This is a genomic window from Pantoea pleuroti (assembly GCF_014156615.1).
GTDB lineage: Bacteria > Pseudomonadota > Gammaproteobacteria > Enterobacterales > Enterobacteriaceae > Pantoea > Pantoea agglomerans.
Genome location: NZ_SBFD01000004.1, coordinates 405,181 through 425,540 on the forward strand (window position 1 = coordinate 405,181; position 20,360 = coordinate 425,540).

Consider the following 20,360-nt stretch of genomic DNA (forward strand, 5'->3'; position numbering starts at 1 on the left):
AACGGTAATTTTCACATACACTCAACGGATTAATTTCAGGCGCAGTTGCTGCGTGATACCATGAGTATGATGTCGAAATCCCAATCTGATGCGGTTTTAGCCCGGTTTTCATCCGCCACACGACGCTGGTTTTCTGCCACCTTCGCTGCACCCACGCCGGTGCAGCAGGCGGCATGGCAGGCGATAGCCAGCGGAGAACATGCGCTGGTGATCGCCCCGACCGGTTCAGGGAAGACGCTGGCGGCTTTCCTCACCGCCATCGACACGCTGTTTCAGTTCCGAACCAACCAGCCCTCACCCTCGCGTGAAACGACCACCCGCATACTCTATATTTCACCGGTTAAAGCGCTGGCCGCGGACGTACAGCGCAACCTTAATCTGCCGCTGGCGGGCGTTTACGCTGAGCGGCAGGCGCTGAATGAGCCAGAGATCACTCTGAATATCGGAATGCGATCCGGCGATACGCCCGGTGCAGAGCGCGCCAGGCTGGTGCGCCGCCCGCCCGATATCCTGATCACCACGCCCGAGTCACTGTTTCTGATGCTGACCTCAAAAGCCCGCACGACGCTGCAGGGCGTGACCACGGTCATCGTCGATGAGGTGCATGCGGTGGCGGGATCAAAGCGGGGTTCCCAGCTGGCGCTGAGCCTGGAGAGGCTGGATGCGCTGCTGCCACAGCCCGCCCAGCGTATCGGGCTTTCCGCCACGGTACGACCGGTTGAGCGGGTCGCCGCCTTCCTTGGCGGCTGTCAGCCCGTTCAGGTCGTTAATCCGGCCGCCGACCGGACGCTGCACCTGACCATCGAGGTGCCGGTCGAAGATATGACCGATATTGCCAGCGCCGATGATCTGACCGGTGAAGCCACCTCTGCCAGCAGTTCGATCTGGCCGCACATTGAAGCGCGCATTCTGCAGCAGGTCATGGCCCATCGCGCCACGCTGGTGTTTGTGAATTCGCGTGGCCTGGCGGAAAAGCTGACGGCGCGGCTCAATGCGCGTTATCTGGCGCAGCAGACAGCCGCTGGCGATCGGGATGCAGAACGCGACGACAGTGATGATCTTATTGCCCGCTCGCATCACGGTTCCGTCTCGAAAGAGCAGCGAGGCGAGATTGAAGCCGCACTGAAGCTGGGCAGACTGCGCTGCGTGGTGGCGACTTCCAGTCTTGAACTGGGCATTGATATGGGACCGGTGGATCTGGTGATCCAGGTGGGCGCACCGCTTTCAGTCGCCAGCGCACTGCAGCGGGTGGGACGCGCCGGGCATCAGGTCGGCGGCGTATCAACCGGCATCCTGTTTCCGCGCACCCGACGCGATCTGCTGGATTCGGCCGTCATATTGCAGTCAATGCGTGCGGGCCAGCTCGATGCGCTGGCTCCGCCGCGTAACCCGCTCGATATTCTGGCGCAGCAAACCCTGGCGGCCGTCGCAATGGATCCCTTACAGGTCGATGCGTGGTACGCGCAGGTCTGTCGGGCCGATCCGTTTCGCACTCTGTCGCGTCGGCTGTTTGATGCCACGCTCGATATGCTGGCGGGTAAGTTTCCCTCAGACGCTTTTGCTCAGCTACGGCCGCAGCTGGTGTGGGATCGTCAGAGCGGACTGCTGACGCCGCGACCCGGCGCTCAGCATCTGGCCGTGACCAGCGGCGGCACCATTCCCGATCGCGGCATGTTCAGCGTCATCCTGCCGGAAGGCGAAGAGCAGGCTGGCTCACGTCGTGTCGGCGAGCTGGATGAAGAGATGGTCTATGAGTCGCGGGTCAATGACATTATTACCCTGGGCGCAACGTCGTGGCGGATTCAGCAGATTACCCACGACCAGGTACTGGTGGTGCCTGCGCCAGGCCGTCCGGCTCGTCTGCCTTTCTGGCGCGGAGAAGGTGTGGGCCGCTCGGCCGATTCGGGTGCCAGCCTCGGGCTGTTTCTGCGTCATCTGGATGCGGCTTTACCGGCGGATGCGCAGGAGCAGTTGCGCGCGCTGGGGCTGGATGCCCGCGCAGTCACGAATCTGCTGGCTTTGCTGGCTGAACAACGCGCCGTCACCGGCGTAGTGCCGGACGATCGCACGTTGCTGATTGAACGCTGCCGTGACGAAATCGGCGACTGGCGGGTGATCCTGCATTCGCCCTGGGGAAAGCGGGTCAATGCGCCCTGGGCGCTGGCGATTGCCGCCAGAATCCAGCAACGCCTGGGCATTGATGCTTCTGTTGCGGCCAGCGATGACGGCATTGTGGCCCGCTTTCCCGCCAGCGAGGGAGTGTTACCCGGCGCTGACCTGTTTATGTTCGACGCTGACCAGTTGACCCGGGAAGTTACTGAGAGTGTCGGTCAGTCGGCGCTGTTTGCCGCCCGCTTCCGTGAATGTGCCTCACGCGCTCTGCTGCTGCCGAGGCGTAATCCGGGCAAACGATCGCCGCTCTGGCAGCAGCGGCTGCGCGCCGGTCAGTTGCTGGAAGTCGCACGACAGTATGACGATTTCCCCATCCTTATCGAAACTGCACGCGAATGTCTGCAGGATGTCTACGATCTGCCTGCCCTGCACCAGCTGATGGAACAGATAGCACAGGGGAAAGTAAAGCTGGTCGAGGTGACGACCGAACAGCCCTCCCCTTTTGCCGCGCCGCTGCTGTTTGGCTATGTTGCAGAATTTATTTACGCCAGCGACGCCCCCCAGGCAGAACGGCGCGCCTCACTGCTGGCGCTCGACAGTAATCTGCTGGGTGAGCTACTCGGCCAGACCAGCAAGCGTGATTTGCTGGCACCTGACGTCGTTGAGCAGGTTGAACAGGAACTGCAGCGCATCGATTCCCGCTATCAGGCGCAACACACCGAAGGCATTATCGATCTGCTGCGCGATCTTGGCCCGCTCCCGGTTGCCGGTATTGCGGCACGTTTTAGTGGCAACGCCCAGCAGATCGCGGAAGCCATGACGCAGTTCGCGGCCGCGCAGCGAATGATCCCGATCACCCTTGCCGGTGAAGAGCGCTGGGCGATCATTGAAGATGCAGCCCGCCTGCGCGATGCACTGGCCGTTGTACTGCCTGACGATCTGCCCGAAACATTTCTGGAGCCGCAGGCCGATCCGCTACGCGATCTCATTAACCGCTACGCCCGAACCCATACCCTGTTCACCGCCCGACAGCTGGCCACGCATTTTGGTCTGGGTGTGGCCGTCGTGAATGAGGTACTGCTTTCCCTGCATCAGCAGGGCAACCTGCTCAATATGGGTTCGCCAGAGGGCGCATCGGAAACGGAGTGGGTTTCCACAGAGATCTTCAAACGGTTACGCTTACGTTCACTGCAGTCAGCACGTGAAGCAACCCGGCCTGTTCCACCTGCCGCCTGGATTAGTCTGCTGCTGGAGCGTCACGGTGTGCTTAACACGCAGCGTGAAGAGCATCAGGGTGTCAGCGGGCTGTTACGGGTGATTGAGCAACTTGCGGGCGTGCCGCTACCGGCCTCGCTGTGGGAGCCACAAATCCTGCGCGCCAGGATAGCCGACTATCAGCCCGCGATGCTTGATGAACTGTTAGCCAGTGGCGAGGTTACCTGGTGCGGACACAAAGCCCTGGGTCAGAATGATGGGTTGATCTCACTGCACCTCACGGAATATGCCGCTGAAACACTGCCGGTGATTGACACTACGCAGCCTCTGACGCTGATTCAGCAGGCGACTCTCGACGCATTGAGCCGGGGTGGCTCGTGGTTTGTTCATGAGATCATGGCACAGATGAATGAGGCAGAGACGCAAACCACCGATATTTATGCTGCCCTGTGGCAACTGGTGTGGCAGGGCTATGTCACTGCCGATAGCTGGATTGCGGTGCGTGGGCTGCTTACCACGCCAGGCGCGACCCGCTCACGTCCGGCGCGTACCCTGCGCACTCGTTTTGGTCAGCGCTTCACCCCGGGCGCACTTTCTGCACGCCGACCGGCGGTCAACACGCTGGCTGGTCGATGGTCGCGGGTTAACCGACAGGAGATAGCCCCTGCCCGGCTGGCCCTGTCGCTGGTGGAAAATCTTCTCGACCGTTATGGGGTGATCAGCCGGGGTAGCGCGATATCGGAACAGATCCCCGGCGGATTCCCGGCGTTACAGCCGGTATTACGCAGCATGGAAGATGCCGGACGACTGCTGCGTGGCCGGTTTGTCGCTGGTGCGGGCGGCGCGCAGTTTGCCGACCATAACACCATTGAGCGGCTGCGGGAGCTGGCAGAAAAGCCGCTGACCGCGACAGAGGCGGTGGCGCTGGCCGCATCGGACCCGGCGAATCCGTTTGGCGCGTTGCTGAGCTGGCCGCTCCACGCCAGCGGCATCCGCCCGACCCGCCGTCAGGGGGGACGAGTGGTGATTGCAGGCGGCGCGCTGGTACTCTACCTGACGCCGGGAGGCAAAGAGTTGCTGACATTCATCGACGATCCCGCGCTGCAGCAGGTCGCGGTGGCGGCGCTGGGCCTGGCGCTGAAACGTGAAAAGCCCGCGAGTTTCACGCTGGAGAAGGTAGATGGTGAACCGGTGTCGCAGTCACCGCTGCTTAACGCGTTGCGACATGCCGGATTTTCACGGGTGCCGCAGGGGCTCAGCTGGTATAGCTGAGGTTTTTTCGCGCCCGTTTTTTTCGCGCACAAAGTCGATAAACGCCTGAAGCGGGGCAGGAATCAGGCGGCGATCGTTGTAGTAAAGCCACGGACCGGAGAAAGTCAGCCACCAGGGTTGCAGCAGCGGTTCCAGCCTGCCGCTGTCGAGGGCTGGCCTGAGCCACTCGTCAAACAGATATATCACGCCGCTTCCGGCGATGGCCGCCTCCACCGCCAGATCCATTGCGCCACCGACCGAAACCACCAGCGGCCCGCTGGTTTCAACGCTGATCTCTTCGCCCTCGTGGCTGAAGGTCCAGTCAGCCATGATGCCGCTGGCATAACGGCCACGCAGACAGCGATGATGGATCAGGTCGCGCGGATGTTCCGGCCGGCCATGTTCTGCCAGATAAGCCGGAGAAGCCGCCAGCGCGAACCGTTGCTGTCTGGGGCCAATGGGCATCGCCACCATATCCTGCTCCAGCCGCTCATCATAACGAATCCCGGCGTCACATCCGTCACGAAAGACATCCTGCACGCTGCTCTCCGCCACAATTTCCAGCCGGATGTCGGGATAACGCTGCAAAAATTCCGGCACCAGCGCGGGCAGCACCAGCCGCGTAGCACTGACCGGCACATTCAGCCGCAGCGTGCCACCAGGGGTGTTACGGTAGCGATTCACCGCATCCAGCGCGGCGTTAACTTCATTGATCGCGGGCAGCAGACGTTCCATCAGCGCCCTGCCTGCTTCGGTTAACACCACGGTGCGGGTGGTGCGGTGAAACAGACGAATACCCAGCTGCTGTTCCGCCCGTCGTACCGCATCGCTCAGGCGTGACGCATTGCTGCCGGTGATGCGTGCCGCTTCCCTAAATCCCCCCGCTTTTGCCACCGCCACGACGGCCTCCAGCAGCGCCATATCGATCGCCATTGTGCATCACCCCGTACAGTCTGTCCTGATTTCACCGGATAGTTGCACAGCTGAATCACCGTTACAATTGTTCTACATTCACGCAGGAGGTTTTCATGTCAAACACCACCATGACTTTTACGTTAGGCGATCGTGAAGTTAACCGTATTGGCTACGGCGCAATGCAACTGGCCGGGCCGGGCGTGTTCGGCCCGGTAAAAGATGAAGCCCGGGCAATTCAGGTTTTGCGCGACGCTATCGCGGCAGGTGTTAATCATATCGACACCAGCGACTTTTATGGCCCGCACGAAACCAACCATCTGATTAAAAAGGCGCTCCATCCCTATCCGCAGGATCTCTGCATTGTCACCAAAGTGGGTGCCCGCCGCGACGCCAAAGGCGGCTGGCTGGCGGCGATGGAGCCAGAGGCGCTGACGCAGGCAGTTGAAGATAACCTGCGCAACCTGGGGCTGGATGTGATTGAGGTGGTGAACCTGCGCAGTATGTTGCATCCGGCCAGGCCGAAAGAAGGCTCTCTGAAGCCACAACTGGAGGCGCTGCTGGCGTTACAGGCGCGCGGACTGATTCGCCATGTTGGCCTGAGTAACGTTACCGCCACGCAGATCGCAGAAGCTCAGGCGATGACGCCGATTGTCTGCGTGCAGAATATGTATAACCTGGCGCATCGACAGGATGATGAGCTGGTGGATCTGCTGGCGCAGCAGGGAATTGCTTATGTGCCGTTCTTCCCGCTGGGCGGCTTCTCTCCGTTGCAGTCGGATCAGCTTAATGAAGTGGCTGCATCCCTGAATGCCACGCCGATGCAGGTCGCACTCGCATGGCTGCTGCGGCGATCGCCCAATATTTTACTTATTCCAGGCACCTCTTCCCCGGAACATCTTAAAGAGAACCTTGCCAGCGGCAGCCTGGAACTGTCGGATGAGGTGATGGAAAAGCTGAACGCTATTTAACATCAGGCCCGCACGATGCGGGCCTTATGCTGTACTGATTCAGAAACTGCTGAGGCAGGCCGCAAGTTGAGGCTTGTCGCTACAACTGATGTGGTGATCGATTCGGTTAATCATGTAGGGATAAAACGGGTTAGAGGTGGCGCGCATAATTGAGTCCAGCCCGACAATCAGCACCGCACTCTCACCGCGCAGTGACAACGTCCCAAAACTGATACCAAACTCATTCTTCTTCACGGGCGCACTGCCATATAACCCATCCTCAGCCGGAAACGGAATCGCAACGTGCGACAGCGAGTAGAGACCCGCCGGATAGGCAATTGACAGCGGCTGAATCCGTTCCTGCATCTCTCCGGCGGGAACGCTTTTTGTCACCATCTCCAGCGAGGTGGTGGTGGCATTGGTGATCACCGTGGATGAGTAATTCCGACGCGCCGCAGGCAACAGCTGATTAACCGCAGTATATGAGGAGTGGCGGAATAACGGACTGACGCTGACCGCCTGATTGATATCGAACAGCACCAGTTCGCTGCCGTTCACTGGCAGATAGTTATAGAGCGAGCGGATGACCGATGGCGTACTGACGGTGGAATCCATGACCGACTGAAAGGTCAGCACGGGCGGGAAACCGGAGAGCTGCTGATTACGCGCGTATTGCAGGATCTCTTTCTGCAGCGCCTGCGTCAGCAAATAGGTCTGCCGGGCAGCGTGAACCGGAAAAGAGTTATATTTAAACGGATTAAACTCCGGCACGATATTCAGCCAGGCCGTTTTCGAGAAGGCAGGGAAAACAGAGGGAAGCCCGGCAACACCTGCGAACCGGGCAAAACGAGTCACACCGATCATCGGCGATAACAGAATCAATTGCTGCGGACGACGCAGCGTTTGATCGCCCAGGCTGTCGAGCGCATATTTTACCGCCAGCGCTCCACCGTTCGAGAAACCCACCAGATGCAGCGGCGTCTGCTTGCCCGCCAGCCGGGTCGCTTCCCGCACCGCCAGGCGTGTAGCGGCCATCCAGTCCTGCCAGTCAACATCGGTCAGACCCGCAGGCACCGTACCGTGACCCGGTAACCGTATCGCCACTGCCACATAACCCTGCTGACGGTAAGCCTCTGCCACATGCCGCAGACTGTAAGGACTGTCGGTCAGTCCATGCAACAGCACCACCGCACCGCGCGGCGTGCCCGTCGGTTGCAGAATATAGGAACGGTTCCAGTCCTGCGCGAAATGCCCCGGATAGATCATGCTGCCAGCATAGTATCGGTTGAGTGGTGTTTTTTCTTCCGCATCCAGCCGGTCGCTGACCTGCTGCTTCATCTCGTCGAACAGTTGATTTTCGGCCTTGAGGTAGTCGGCATACGTCGCATTATCGAGCTGTTCCACTGTCAGTTCATGCGGGACCCAGGTGTGCCAGCGATGTAACTCCGGCCCGCGCTCTGCTTCATAGATTCGGACAATCAATAGCAGCAGTAACAGTACACCAGACGCAATCGCAAGGCGCCAGAGCCTGCGAGTGATGGTTTTCCATCTCCGGCTCATAAATCCTTTCCTGAAAAATTAAAATGCATAGCGAAACCACGCGAACAGCACGTTGCCATTATTGTACGTGCCCGGAATATAGGTGAACTGTACATTCAGCGCCTTATAACCGGCAGAGAACAGCGGCAGAATAATCGGTAGCGGAATATAGTTATCAAAATCTTCGCGTGCGGTGATACCCGCGGTTAATCCCGCGCCAAGACGAAAGTCCTGATTCGAACCTGGATACCAGCCCTTCTCCCAGCCATAACCGACAATCGGCTGCCACTCATTGTGTGAGTCTTTGAAAGCCATTGCATAAAGCGCGCTCCAGTTGCCGCTGTCGCTGTAGCGGGAAATACCCAGACCGCCTCCCCAGGGATTCTCGTTATAGTTATCGGTTTTTTCTTTATCGTACATAAAGCGGGCGTGCCAGCTGATAAATGGCAGGTAGAGATCGGTATGCTGAGGCGCGTTCCAGGTCTGCGCAACATCGTCAGTGAATCCATTCCACCAGGAGGAGATCGGTGTGTTTTCAGCATGCAATGGCGCAGCAGTCAGCAGTGCGGCAAAAACTGCCGTCGTGGTTAAAATTTTCATAGTGCGTACCGGTCAGCGTGCGGAGCAGATGAAAAATGAGTATAGCGCAGAGCCTGAGGCAATCTTTGTCAGCGGTCATGCTTCGCTTAACCGGTAGTTTCTGAAGACAACAACGACCGATCATTAAACAGGGTCTGGCGATTTCAGCCTGAAATCGCCAGACCTGTATGGAAATTAATCGGGGAAAAATGGCTGATTACAGTGAATGTTGTCGTATGGGACTTAATGAGGACAAGGACCGGGAAAATGCGGTGCAATAGTAAGTAAGAAGATAACGAGGTAAGGAGGTAAGGAGGTAAAACCGGATTCAGCCGGTGGGCTGAATCCGGTGGGAGACTCAGGAGGCTTCAGCCTCTTTCGGCTTTTCACCGAACTTCTCTTTCATGTGTGACTCAATCTCTTCCAGGCTTTTGCCCCGCGTCTCCGGCACCATCGCCATCACGAAGATCAGCGACCCGACGTTAATCGCGGCAAAGATGAAGAAGGTGGTGCTGCCGGCATATTCCATTATCGGTGGAAAACCAAAGGCGACTATCGCGTTAAAGATCCACTGTAGTGAGACAGCGCCGCCGGTTAACACGCCGCGCAACTGCATCGGGAACAGTTCCGACATCATCAGCCAGTAGACCGGCGAGATGCACATCTGCATGCAGAACAGGAACAGCAGAATGCAGCCCAGAGCGAGGTAGCTCTGCATCAGGCTGGGAGCGATAAAGGTCATCACGCTGCCCAGCATAATCTGCGAAGCGACCACCAGACACAGGCCGGTAATCAGCATCGTCCGGCGCGGGAAGCGACTGACCGCCCAGATACCGACAATCGCCGCCACCACTGAGACCACGCCGTTACCGATGGTCGCGGCAATCGACGCGCTGGTGCCAAGTCCGGTCTGTTTAAGGATGATCGGGGTGTAATACATAAAACCATTTACCCCGGTGAACTGGGCAACAAAGCCCAGCCCGACGCCGATAACCATCAGGCGAATCACCCACTTCTCACGGATCAGGGTTTTCGCATCCGGCCCACGTTCTGCTGCCCTCGCCTGCTTCTTCATCTGCGCCATCTCATGGCGCACTTCACGCGGCGTTTCACGCAGGTACTTCAGGATCTTTTTAGCCTCTTTCAGACGCCCTTCCGCCACCAGCCAGTGTGGTGAGGCGGGAACGAAGAACGTGCCGATAAACAGTAAAAGCCCCGGCACCATGGCAATTGCCAGCATGTAGCGCCACAGGTGCTCATCATGCAGCAGATAGCTCAGCAGCGTACTGGCAACATAAGCAATGAGCTGTCCGGTAACGATCATCAGCTCATTGCGGCTGACCAGCGGCGCACGCAGGCGCGGTCCGGCAATTTCGGCGATAAACACCGGCACGGTAGAAGAACCGCCGCCGACAGCAATCCCCAGCAGGAAGCGCATTGCCACCATGACGTTGACAGAAGGCGCCAGCGCTGTTCCCAGTGAACCCAGCACAAAAATAACCGCCAGGCTGCGTAGGGTAATACGCCGGCCAAACCGGTCAGAGAAGAAACCACTCAGGAAAGAACCGATCGCGGCACCAAACACCAGCGAAGAGGCTACCAGCCCTTCAGTGAATGAGTTCAGTCCAAGTCCACCCTGATCGGGTGGTGAGGTCATATAAGGTAACGCACCCGAGATAATCCCGGTGTCATAACCAAAAGCCAGCGCGCCCATAGTGGCAACCAGTACCACTAAAAAAATACGCTGGCGTACCGTATCCGCAGGCGCGTGATCGCCCGCTTCACCAGAGTCTGGTGTATTCGTACTCATAATATCCCTGCCATTAATTAGTTAAACATCCGTTTGATTAAATTTCATACGGAATAGAAATGGATCATATTTACCGAGTGGGTAAAGAAGTGTAGACGGTATTTAAAAGTTAGCTTTAGCAATGCGATTTTTATAACGGGGATAGTTAACCTGAGAAATAAACCAGCGCAATAATGACGCCGCGAAAGTTATTTTAACATTAGATTAACACTTTTAGTTCCTGCTGGATCCAGCTCAGGAAATGCGCGACGCGGGGAAACTGGGCAAATCCACGCGGGAAGACCAGATGATGGGCGCTAACGGGCAGACTCTCCTGTTCGGATAAGACTCTGACCAGTTTTCCGCTGCGCAGATAATCCTCCGCCAGCAATTCACTTTCAAATATAAGACCGTGGCCTAACATCGCCGCCTCAAGACTCATATAAGAGCGATCGAAGCGAAATAACCACTCTTTATCCGGCTGAGGTAATTGCTGAGAAGCAAACCACTGCGGCCACTGAATAAGCGGCGACTCCGATAATATCAGCGCATGATGAATTAAATCAGCGGCCTGATTAACAGGATGCTTTTTCAGATATTCAGGCGAGGCCAGCACCGACATTCTTTCGTGGCGGATCGTTTTAATCTCGAATGAGTTCCAGTCCGGAAATCCATGGCGTATCGCAATATCAATATTGTCGCGGCTGAAAGATAAATTCTCATAAGAGCAGGAGAGCGTAAGCTGGAACTCAGGATAGCTGTCGCGAAATTTATGGATGCGCGGCAACAGCCACAGCAGACCGAAACTGGGCGCGCAGTGGATCCTGAGGTTGCTGCGGGCTTTCTCGTTACTGATGCGTGCTGTCGCCTGCGTCAGACTCAGCAGTATCGGACCAACCTCCCTGAGGTAATGCTCACCCGACAGCGTCAGCACTACGCCCTTTGCCGAACGATTAAACAGAATACAGCCCAGTTCACGCTCCAGTTTTGCCAGCTGATGACTGGCCGCCGATGGCGTAATACTTAATTCCTCGGCCGCACGCGCGACATTACCAAAATGGGCCACCTGCTCAAAAACCCGCAGTGATTTAATCGAAGGTAAGTGATCAGACTGCTTTTCCATCCGCCTCTCCATACAGAAATTTTGTGATGTGTGCCCATTTTTAAATCGCAGAATTGTTAACTGCATCAAACCAACAAATTCATTCAGCATCAAATGAATTTTTTTGCATTGCCAATATTAGTCGCTTTATCAATTCTGATCGTGACCCTGCCGGTAGCGATACCGAACCACTAATAATTATTTTTCTGGAGTGGACAATGTTACTCGAAAACAAAGTTGCGATTATTACAGGTGCCGCCTCTCAGCGCGGCATTGGCCGGGCTACAGCCGCCTGTTTTGCTCAGCATGGTGCGCGCGTGGTGGTGCTCGATTTAGATCTGCAGGCCGCCCAGGCCAGCGCACTGTCTTGTGGTGAGGGGCATCTCGGCCTGGCCACCGATGTGACCGATCCCCTCTCTGTTCGTCGTGCCATCGACCAGATACTTGAGCACTTCGGTCGTATTGATGTGCTGGTCAACAATGCAGGTATTACTCAGCCGGTTAAAACACTGGAAATCGGCATCGAGGATTACAACCGTATTCTTGATGTCAATCTGCGCGGCACGCTGCTGATGTCTCAGGCGGTGATCCCCACCATGCAGCAGCAGAAAGGCGGCAGCATCGTCTGCCTGTCCTCGGTCTCAGCACAGCGCGGCGGCGGGATTTTCGGTGGCCCGCACTACAGTGCCGCTAAAGCGGGCGTTCTGGGCCTGACAAAAGCGATGGCGCGCGAATTTGGCCCTGACCAGATACGCATTAATGCCCTGACGCCCGGTCTGATCCAGACTGACATCACTGGTGGCCTGTTACAGGATGAACGCCGCCACGCCATTCTCGATGGGATACCGCCCGGCCGCCTTGGGTCCGCCAGTGACGTCGCCAACGCTGCGCTGTTCCTCGCCAGCGATCTCTCCGGTTATCTCACCGGCATCACGCTGGATGTGAACGGCGGCATGCTGATCCATTAAATAGCGCCCTTCCCTGCCCGCACGCCTGGCGGGCTAACTTCGGGAGTGAACACCATGACCACGCTTAACCTGAGCGCAGCCTCTGCTGCGCGCGATATCACCTATCGCAAAATCGCCTGGCGCCTGATGCCCTGGCTGATGCTCTGTTATCTCTGTGCCTATCTTGATCGCGTCAATGTGGGTTTCGCTAAATTACAGATGATGGATGATCTGTCACTCAGCGAAACCGTGTATGGACTGGGTGCCGGGATATTTTTTATCGGCTACTTCTTCTTTGAGGTGCCGAGTAACCTGATCCTGCACCGTGTCGGCGCACGCCGCTGGATTGCCCGCATTATGATCACATGGGGAATCATCTCAGCCCTGTTCGCCTTTGTAGAAACCGCATGGCAGTTCTACCTGCTGCGCTTTCTGCTCGGCGTCGCCGAGGCCGGTCTTGCGCCTGGTCTGTTGCTTTACCTGACCTACTGGTTTCCATCACATCGTCGCGCACGTATGACCGTGCTCTGGTTTGTCGCCATTCCGCTCTCAGGGATGATTGGCGGCCCGCTCTCAGGCTGGATTATGGCGACCTTTGCAGGCTTTCACGGATGGGCAGGCTGGCAGTGGATGTTTATGCTGGAAGCTATCCCCACCCTTGTTATGGGATTAGTGGTACTGCTGGTGCTGAAGGATCGCGTTGAACAGGCTGAATGGCTGGATGAAGATGAGAAACGCCGGGTGCGTGCCGATCTGGACGAGGATAATCAGCAGAAAGCCTGTCATGGCACGGTAAAAGCCTTTGTCGCCGACCGTCGTCTGTGGCTGCTGGCGCTGATCTACTTCTGTGTGGTGATGGGTCAGTACGCCCTGACGTTCTGGTTACCGACGCTGGTGAGAAACTCAGGCGTCAGTGAGCCGCTGCATATTGGGCTGCTGACCAGTCTGCCTTACCTCTGCGCCATTATCTTTATGCTGCTGGCCGGGCGCAGTGGCGATCGCTATCGTGAACGCCGCTGGCATCTGATTGTTCCGATGCTGATCGGACTCACCGGACTGACGCTGGCAACTCTGCTGAGCCATAGCGTCTCCCTGTCACTGCTCTCCCTTTGTATTGCCGCTGCAGGCATTCTTTCCGCCTCATCACTGTTCTGGATGTTGCCGACCAATCTGTTAGGTGGCGTCTCTGCCGCCGCAGGCATCGCCGCCGTGAACTGCATTGCTAATCTGGCCGGTTTTTTCTCACCGTGGCTGATTGGCACCATCACCACCGCAACCGGTACGCCCGCTTCCGGAATGTACTTTATTGCTGCCGTCCTGCTGGGTGGCGCGCTATGCGTGCTGCGCATCCGGGCAGCGGACGTTAATCGTTAATCAGGAGGTAACATGACTGACTCTCGTCACGATTCACACATGATCTCATTGCAGCAACGAGCCACCAATATTCGCCGCCATGCCTTATTAATGGGGCAGATTCAGGGGCAGGGATACATCGGTCAGGCGCTGGGTGCCGCCGATTTGCTTGCTGTCAGCTATTTCCACGCCATGAATTACTGGCCGGATCAACCTGAGTGGGAAGAGCGCGATCGCTTCTATCTGTCGATTGGCCATTACGCTATCGCCCTTTACGCCGCCCTGCTGGAAGCAGGCGTGATACCTGAAGAGGAAAGGGAAACCTATGGGACTGATGAGAGCCGCTTGCCGATGTCCGGCATGGCCGCCTATACCCCAGGCATGGAAATAACCGGCGGTTCACTGGGTCATGGCTTAGGTATTGCTGTGGGTGCCTGTCTGGGGCTGAAACAGAAAGGCTCGCAGGCACGAGTCTATAACCTGCTTTCAGATGGTGAACTGAATGAAGGCTCTACATGGGAAGCGGCAATGTCCGCCTCACACTGGCAACTTGATAACCTGATCGCCCTTATCGACGTCAACAATCAGCAGGCTGACGGCCATAGCAGTGAGATTCTCGCTTTTGAACCCATTGTGGATCGCTGGCAGGCTTTTGGCTGGTACACCCAGCGGGTTGATGGCAACGATATCTCTGCTTTGCAGGCCGCCTTTGATGCGGCTCGCAGCTGGCCGGAACCCCAGCCGCGCGTCATCATTTGCGATACCCGAATGGGCAAAGGCGTGGCGTTTCTGGAAAGTCGTGAGAAAACCCACTTTATTCGGGTTGATGCCGATGAGTGGGACAAAGCCCTGACCGCACTTGAGCAAGGAGTATGAGATGAGTTCACAACCGCAAAAAAAACGTCTGACCACATCCGCCATGATCGCCTCGATCGCCGCTGAAGGTCAGCCCACGGTTTCAGCTCCTTTTGGGCATGCTCTGGTTTCTCTGGCAGAGCAGCGCTCAGATGTGGTCGGGATGACGGCTGATTTAAGTAAATACACCGATCTTCACCTGTTCGCAGAGGCTTTTCCGAAACGCTTTTATCAGATGGGCATGGCGGAACAGTTACTGATGAGCGCCGCAGCGGGTATGGCGCGCGAAGGCTTTATGCCCTTTGTCACCACTTATGCCGTCTTTGCTTCCCGCCGCGCTTATGATTTTATCTGCATGGCTATCGCAGAAGAGAATCTGAACGTTAAAATCGCCTGCGCGCTGCCGGGCCTGACCACCGGTTATGGACCGAGTCATCAGGCGACTGATGACCTGGCAATCTTCCGGGGCATGCCGAACCTGACTATCATCGATCCCTGCGATGCACTGGAGATTAGCCAGGTAATACCGGCTATTGCTGAACATCAGGGTCCGGTCTATTTGCGCCTGCTGCGCGGTAAGGTTCCGCTGGTGCTGGATAAATATGACTATCGCTATCAGCACGGTAAGGCTCAGCGCCTGCGAGGCGGTAAGCATGCCGTCATTATCAGCAGCGGATTGATGACCATGCGCGCGCTTGAAGCCGCTGAAACGCTGGAGAAGCAGGGGATTGAGGTAGGTGTGGTTCACTCACCCATGATTAAGCCTCTGGATGAAGAGACCATCCTGCGTGAGGCGGGGGAAGCACTGCATCATCACCAGCTGGTTATCACCGCTGAAAATCATTCGATAACGGGTGGATTAGGCGAAGCTATTGCCGGCCTGTTAATGCGAAACCATGTGACGCCTCGCTTTAAACAGATTGCTCTGCCGGATGCTTTCCTTGCAGCAGGTGCACTACCGACGCTGCATGACCGTTATGGCATCTCAACTGATGCCATGGTTAAGCAAATAACCGCCTGGCTTGAAGCTTGATTCATATCAAAACCGGGCCTGGCCCGGTTTTCTTCTGCATAGGTTCGGTACTGCCGTGGAAGATCATCATTGCATTACGTCACTTCACAACGGTCTGATTACTGATTGCAGTGGTCAGCACTCTCTGCGCATCAGCAACTACGCTGTATGCCGATAACAGCCACTGATCACCCGGTTCACTGCCATATAGCCGTTATTTGTCGCCATTCACTGTAAACAGCAGTGCATTGAGCCATCGCCTTTTATCAGTTGGCCCGATAGGAGTTCTTCATCCGTAAGCCGCCGATTTCATCTGCTTTACCCAATGCAATGAATCTGATGCCATGCAACTACCTTTCCGTTATGACCAGACTGTGACAATCTTTTTCCACTGATCAGGATTCCAGGGTATTCAAAGCCAAAGCTGCGTCTTCTGGTACACCTCTTCAAAAAAAATTTTATCGCACGGTAAAAGTTATCCACTTTTTCTGTGGATAAGTGAGGGATAGTTTCTGAGTATCTTTTTTCACTCTCTGTTCAGGACTTTAATGTCCGTGAGATACGCCTCTTTTCTGATCTTATCTGTTATCCCACAGTAGTGAAACGAAGGAGCGATTAGCTGCAGGCATGGCGATTTCAGGCTGAAATTCTTTAATCTTTTATATTAAAAACAATCAGTTAATCATGAAATGTCACTGGCGGGCTAATGCATGGAGAAAGGCTAAGCAGAGGGATTAGCGGAGTGCGTGAAGCCAGTACGCTGTGACTGAGGTTTAGCAAGGTTGATTGGTCACTAATGAACCAGCCCCGAAAAATCATTACTTGCAATATTCTGACCGTCGGATGCGCGCTGGCGGCGATCAGATTGAACAACGACAACATCAGACGAAAAGCGTTATCTCTGTTTGTAGTGACCTGGGGGATTTGGAGGCGGCATCGGTATGTGGCGAAATAGTTCAGCGAAATAGTTCGGCGAAATAGTTCGGCGAAATAGTTCGGCGAAATGGCGATTTCATGCGGTTTTTCAGCAAGGCGCAATAAATTAAATTATTAATTTTCAATAACTTAATTAAATAGAACCCCTCAGAAAGCTGGCGATTTCAGCCTGAAATCTGGATATCCGCTATCTCTTTTAACGACGATTCGCTAATAAATCAAAAAAAAGCCAGCGTTCATCGCTGGCTGATTTGAGTGCGGATATGTTAACGGTTGAGATATTTTTTCAGGGTCTCCGCAATAACTTTATCCAGCTCTTCCTGCAACTCTTTCGACTGCCGGTTAAATTCATAACTGAACATCCGTCCGCGTACCTTTTTGCGGGCGAAGCGATCTTTATCCGCAAAAGACCAGAGCGCAGTCGCCTGAGTTTTATCTTTCTCCGGTTCTTTGATCAGAGTCTGGCTGCCCTGTCGAATCAGACGCAGGATATGATTTTTAAGCTCGTCCTCGGCCAGACCTTCACGGGCACAGACCACATCAATTTCCCTGGAAATAGACTTAATCAGCGCTTCAACGCTTTGCCCGGACTCACTTAACTTGTCAGCTGCCTGTAACAACGCTTTATAGTCGGGATAGGTCAGCTCGGCGTGATTAGGAAAAAGTGAAATCAAATCTGACGGAACGCTGGCGGCCTGCAGGGCACGCGTCACTTTTGCCTGCGATAAGCCCTGATTTTCAGCAATCTCTTTCTGCGACAAACCGCCATCTTTAAGCGTTAAAAGACGCATCCCCACTTCGCGCAGATTGTGTTCCCGTGCCGTCTGAATATCCTGCGCCAGTCGGCGAGCTTCATCAGCGGTAATGGCCGCGTCAGTGATCAGCACGTCCAGGCCGGTTTTGCAGTAGAGTGCGGCTGCCCGACGACGTGAGCCGTCGAGGATTTCGATGCGGTCATTGCGCATCACGCCAATAGCGGGAAAGAACTGCTGCAGCTTAATGGTCCGGATAATGTCGCGCAGTGAATCGGGTGTCAGGCCTGCCTGATCGCGACCGTTGGTTTCCATTGTGACAAATGTTTTGCTTTCAACGTCGCTGGCGGCAATCCGTTCAAAACGAAACAGGGCGCGTTTGCCTGTTGCCAGAACGAATGTCTGGTTGTGCTGGCTGTCTGGCGTGTCATTTTCCAGTGGAGTCTGGCTGAAGGTTCTGCCAATCGTAATTCTTTTTGCACTCATACAAACCTCAGTTCAGGCGAATAAATTCGATACGGTCGAAGACGGCTTTTGCAAAGTCTTCTGCGGCGGATCGTGCATTCTTCAGCGCTTCGCTGCTGCCGACATAGGTCGAAGGATTGGCGGAGATAACCGTATCAAAGGATTCGCCACAACGTTCGAAACCATCAAGGCGGGGAAGGGCAGCATCAAGCATGTCGCCACCAAAAATCTCTTTTGCCAGGCTATGACAGAGTTTGTGGTCTGCTTTATTGGAGAGCTTCGACATGAAGCCAATATTGCCCTGCAGCCGACAGGTCGCGCCGGAGTCTTCGATAATCGCAATCAGTTCAGGAAGACGTGTCAGGTATTTTAGTGTCGAGTGAAAGTCTACCTGAGCCGGTGGCACCGGAGTCATCAACAGATCTGACGCTGCAATCGCATTCTTCAGGAAAGCATCAAGATGCGGGCCGCTGTCGATAAAGATAAAGTCATAATCTTTTTTCAGTTTGGCAATAACGTTGTCGTACAACACGGCATGAACGTTCTGTTGCGGAAGATGCTCAGCACAAAGCTGATCCCAGCTTGAGGCGATAAAGGCGTCATCAATCGAGGCAGGCAGCACATCCACACCCGGAATGATAGACGGAACAATAAACTCGTTGACCAGCTCATCTCGTGAGACATTCTGTAGCATTGCCTGTGCCGCAGTCGCTTCCACCAGCCCGACGGAGCGCTCGTGGTTCAGAAACATCGTTGCTGAGGACTGAGGATCAAGGTCGATAACCAGGATGCGCAAATCTTCAAAAAGCAGATGGGGATGTGCACGTAGCGCATGTGCCAGCGAGACGGTTGAAACTGTTTTGGAGACACCGCCCTTCAGATTGCCGACAAACAGGGTGTAAGCATCCGTGTGGCGATCGCGATACTTGGGCACGCCACGATGATGATAGATATCGATAATATTCTGAATCGACATGGCATATTTAACGGAAGAACCGGCCGCACGTTTATCAAATTGATAACCGCTCTCTTCCATCTCATTAACTGCGTAATCCACACTGGCCCGGGTCAGTTTGGGCAACTTTGCCAGCGCCGCTTTGGCATAGACCTGATAGTAGGTATTTTCATGCAGTTCCTGCTTTTGCGCCTGAATTTGCTCGGTGAGGCTTAACAGCATGCGTTCTGAACGCTGCGCAACCTTCATCACCTGCTTGTCATCATTAGCCATAGTTGCTCCAAACATGTAGGATTTATGACTTTATACAGAAATCCTGCACGTGAGGCAATAAATTATCTTCTCAACATAATCTCCGTTTTTATGTAACCGCACGGGTTGTGGTGAGCTTCATCACATTATTTCGTCTTGTCGAATATATTTTGCAGGTGAATTGCGGTCAGCATTCACTGTAATCAGCAGAACATTCACTGTAGTGAGCAAACAGGTTTAAAAAATCATCAGACAAACCGGGTACAGTGAGCGGGAAAGGGGAGAACTCAGGAGACAGCCCCGGCGACATCAAACGTTCACTGTAGTCAGTAAAGCTTGTGTCTCATCCGGTGACCTTATGGAGCAGGCGAATGAGCTATGGATACAGTTTTAAACGGATTTTCAGGCAGTAGTTGCAGATGGCTTGACTGATCTTTGCCACTGCATCACTTCAACATTCACTATAGTCAGTGGCGTTTTACGTTTTCAGCTCTGTGAAGAGCAACGTTCACTGTAATCAGTAAACTTGCCGATCAGCGGTCAGAAGAGGGAGCAGGGCAGAGTAAACGTTCACTGTAGTCAGTAAGGATGGGTTGAAAAATCCTCAGCGGATTATAAAAGCATAGGAATCTGGAGAGAGAATATACACCGGCAACGTCACAACCGACTCTGGTCTGCGATACAGAAGCGTACCGCCCATTAACGTTCACTGTAATCAGTAAATCCAGAAAGCAGTAAACATTCACTATAGTCAGTAACAACACTAGTGGAAGAGGGATGAGAAGGAGAATAGCCACACAAACATTCACTGTAGTCAGTAGTTAGCAGTAAGTAGACAGAAGCGATTCTGTTCTGCATCAGGGCGTGCCGACAGGGTCGTAATATGATTCAGTAGTTAGCAGTGAGAAGACAGAGGCGATTCCGTTCTGCATCAGTGTGTGCCGAGTGGTCGTGAAAGACTCATGCCATGCGAGCAACGGCTTCATCTGTCGCCCTTCAGGCAGTCATGCACCAGCCCCGTATACATTCGCAATGCCGTCAGCAGTCTCAGTTTCACTTTAACGTTCACTATAATCAGTGAGTGCACGATGCCTTCAGCTACACCGCAGCAAACATTCACTGTAATCAGCAGAACGTTCACTGTAATCAGTAGGACTTCAGCATACCGCCATGGCGGTAATGACATGCCTCAGACCGGGCATCTTGCAACAACATTCACTGTAATCAGTAGCGATTCGGAAAGCCGTTGAAGGAAACTCACCGGACTGCGAGAATTGTGCCCATCAGCAAACATTCACTGTAATCAGTAACAGTGTCACGCGCTCCTTCTGCTCCTTCTGCTCCTTCTGCTCCTTCTGCTCCTTCTGCTCCTTCTGCTCCTTCT

At 54.9% G+C, this 20,360-nt stretch carries 13 protein-coding genes; 6 read left to right on the forward strand and 7 right to left on the reverse strand.

What is annotated here, in order from left to right:
- Positions 1-69: 69 nt before the first annotated feature.
- Positions 70-4,599, forward strand: a complete 4,530-nt coding sequence (locus EPG66_RS12785) for an ATP-dependent helicase (protein WP_425497030.1) — start codon at positions 70-72, stop codon at positions 4,597-4,599.
- On the opposite strand, the gene EPG66_RS12790 is transcribed toward EPG66_RS12785, so the two are convergent.
- A complete protein-coding gene (locus tag EPG66_RS12790; protein ID WP_069026873.1) occupies positions 4,564-5,511 on the reverse strand; it encodes a LysR family transcriptional regulator in 948 nt (315 codons plus the stop codon). The two genes, EPG66_RS12785 and EPG66_RS12790, sit on opposite strands and share 36 nt — an antisense overlap.
- Before the next feature lie 95 nt (positions 5,512-5,606).
- Between EPG66_RS12790 and EPG66_RS12795 the strand changes: the two genes are divergently transcribed.
- Entirely contained in the window at positions 5,607-6,461 is an 855-nt protein-coding gene (locus EPG66_RS12795) for an aldo/keto reductase family oxidoreductase (protein WP_182687089.1), read from the forward strand.
- 39 nt (positions 6,462-6,500) lie between these two features.
- On the opposite strand, the gene EPG66_RS12800 is transcribed toward EPG66_RS12795, so the two are convergent.
- The 4 genes from EPG66_RS12800 to EPG66_RS12815 form a co-directional block, all read right to left on the reverse strand.
- A complete protein-coding gene (locus EPG66_RS12800; RefSeq protein WP_069026875.1) occupies positions 6,501-8,000 on the reverse strand; it encodes an alpha/beta hydrolase in 1,500 nt (499 codons plus the stop codon).
- A gap of 18 nt (positions 8,001-8,018) precedes the next feature.
- Positions 8,019-8,579, reverse strand: a complete 561-nt coding sequence (gene pagP / locus EPG66_RS12805) for a lipid IV(A) palmitoyltransferase PagP (protein WP_182687091.1) — start codon at positions 8,577-8,579, stop codon at positions 8,019-8,021.
- 337 nt (positions 8,580-8,916) lie between these two features.
- Positions 8,917-10,368 carry a sugar porter family MFS transporter gene (locus tag EPG66_RS12810; RefSeq protein ID WP_031591158.1) on the reverse strand — a complete coding sequence of 484 codons (1,452 nt, stop codon included), beginning with the start codon at positions 10,366-10,368 and terminating at the stop codon, positions 8,917-8,919.
- A gap of 199 nt (positions 10,369-10,567) precedes the next feature.
- A complete protein-coding gene (locus EPG66_RS12815) occupies positions 10,568-11,470 on the reverse strand; it encodes a LysR substrate-binding domain-containing protein (RefSeq protein WP_064703885.1) in 903 nt (300 codons plus the stop codon).
- 197 nt (positions 11,471-11,667) lie between these two features.
- Between EPG66_RS12815 and EPG66_RS12820 the strand changes: the two genes are divergently transcribed.
- From EPG66_RS12820 to EPG66_RS12835, 4 genes are read left to right on the forward strand one after another with little or no spacing between them, the layout of a single operon-like run.
- Complete coding sequence (locus tag EPG66_RS12820) at positions 11,668-12,417, forward strand: SDR family NAD(P)-dependent oxidoreductase (protein WP_182687093.1); 750 nt, start codon at positions 11,668-11,670, stop codon at positions 12,415-12,417.
- A 54-nt stretch (positions 12,418-12,471) separates the two neighbouring features.
- On the forward strand, positions 12,472-13,770 hold the full coding sequence (locus tag EPG66_RS12825) for an MFS transporter (RefSeq protein ID WP_060679377.1): 1,299 nt from the start codon (positions 12,472-12,474) through the stop codon (positions 13,768-13,770).
- Between the two features lie 12 nt (positions 13,771-13,782).
- On the forward strand, positions 13,783-14,625 hold the full coding sequence (locus EPG66_RS12830; RefSeq protein WP_182687096.1) for a transketolase: 843 nt from the start codon (positions 13,783-13,785) through the stop codon (positions 14,623-14,625).
- Between the two features lies 1 nt (position 14,626).
- Positions 14,627-15,637 carry a transketolase family protein gene (locus EPG66_RS12835; RefSeq protein ID WP_115764539.1) on the forward strand — a complete coding sequence of 337 codons (1,011 nt, stop codon included), beginning with the start codon at positions 14,627-14,629 and terminating at the stop codon, positions 15,635-15,637.
- Between the two features lie 1,181 nt (positions 15,638-16,818).
- Here EPG66_RS12835 and EPG66_RS12840 read toward each other — a convergent pair.
- Both EPG66_RS12840 and EPG66_RS12845 read right to left on the reverse strand, forming a co-directional pair.
- Positions 16,819-17,790, reverse strand: coding sequence for a ParB family protein (locus EPG66_RS12840; protein ID WP_069026880.1), 972 nt, complete (start codon positions 17,788-17,790; stop codon positions 16,819-16,821).
- 7 nt (positions 17,791-17,797) lie between these two features.
- Complete coding sequence (locus tag EPG66_RS12845) at positions 17,798-18,997, reverse strand: AAA family ATPase (RefSeq protein ID WP_031591167.1); 1,200 nt, start codon at positions 18,995-18,997, stop codon at positions 17,798-17,800.
- Positions 18,998-20,360: the final 1,363 nt, after the last annotated feature.

What these genes read in the sequence shown, in the direction of transcription:
- EPG66_RS12785 (WP_425497030.1), top strand. Translation starts at nt 70, where the DNA reads ATGTCGAAATCCCAATCTGATGCGGTTTTAGCCCGGTTTTCATCCGCC.
- EPG66_RS12835 (WP_115764539.1), top strand. Translation starts at nt 14,627, where the DNA reads ATGAGTTCACAACCGCAAAAAAAACGTCTGACCACATCCGCCATGATC.
- EPG66_RS12795 (WP_182687089.1), top strand. Translation starts at nt 5,607, where the DNA reads ATGTCAAACACCACCATGACTTTTACGTTAGGCGATCGTGAAGTTAAC.
- EPG66_RS12845 (WP_031591167.1), bottom strand. Translation starts at nt 18,997, where the DNA reads ATGGCTAATGATGACAAGCAGGTGATGAAGGTTGCGCAGCGTTCAGAA.
- EPG66_RS12830 (WP_182687096.1), top strand. Translation starts at nt 13,783, where the DNA reads ATGACTGACTCTCGTCACGATTCACACATGATCTCATTGCAGCAACGA.
- EPG66_RS12825 (WP_060679377.1), top strand. Translation starts at nt 12,472, where the DNA reads ATGACCACGCTTAACCTGAGCGCAGCCTCTGCTGCGCGCGATATCACC.
- EPG66_RS12840 (WP_069026880.1), bottom strand. Translation starts at nt 17,790, where the DNA reads ATGAGTGCAAAAAGAATTACGATTGGCAGAACCTTCAGCCAGACTCCA.
- EPG66_RS12820 (WP_182687093.1), top strand. Translation starts at nt 11,668, where the DNA reads ATGTTACTCGAAAACAAAGTTGCGATTATTACAGGTGCCGCCTCTCAG.
- pagP (WP_182687091.1), bottom strand. Translation starts at nt 8,579, where the DNA reads ATGAAAATTTTAACCACGACGGCAGTTTTTGCCGCACTGCTGACTGCT.
- EPG66_RS12815 (WP_064703885.1), bottom strand. Translation starts at nt 11,470, where the DNA reads ATGGAAAAGCAGTCTGATCACTTACCTTCGATTAAATCACTGCGGGTT.
- EPG66_RS12790 (WP_069026873.1), bottom strand. Translation starts at nt 5,511, where the DNA reads ATGGCGATCGATATGGCGCTGCTGGAGGCCGTCGTGGCGGTGGCAAAA.
- EPG66_RS12810 (WP_031591158.1), bottom strand. Translation starts at nt 10,368, where the DNA reads ATGAGTACGAATACACCAGACTCTGGTGAAGCGGGCGATCACGCGCCT.
- EPG66_RS12800 (WP_069026875.1), bottom strand. Translation starts at nt 8,000, where the DNA reads ATGAGCCGGAGATGGAAAACCATCACTCGCAGGCTCTGGCGCCTTGCG.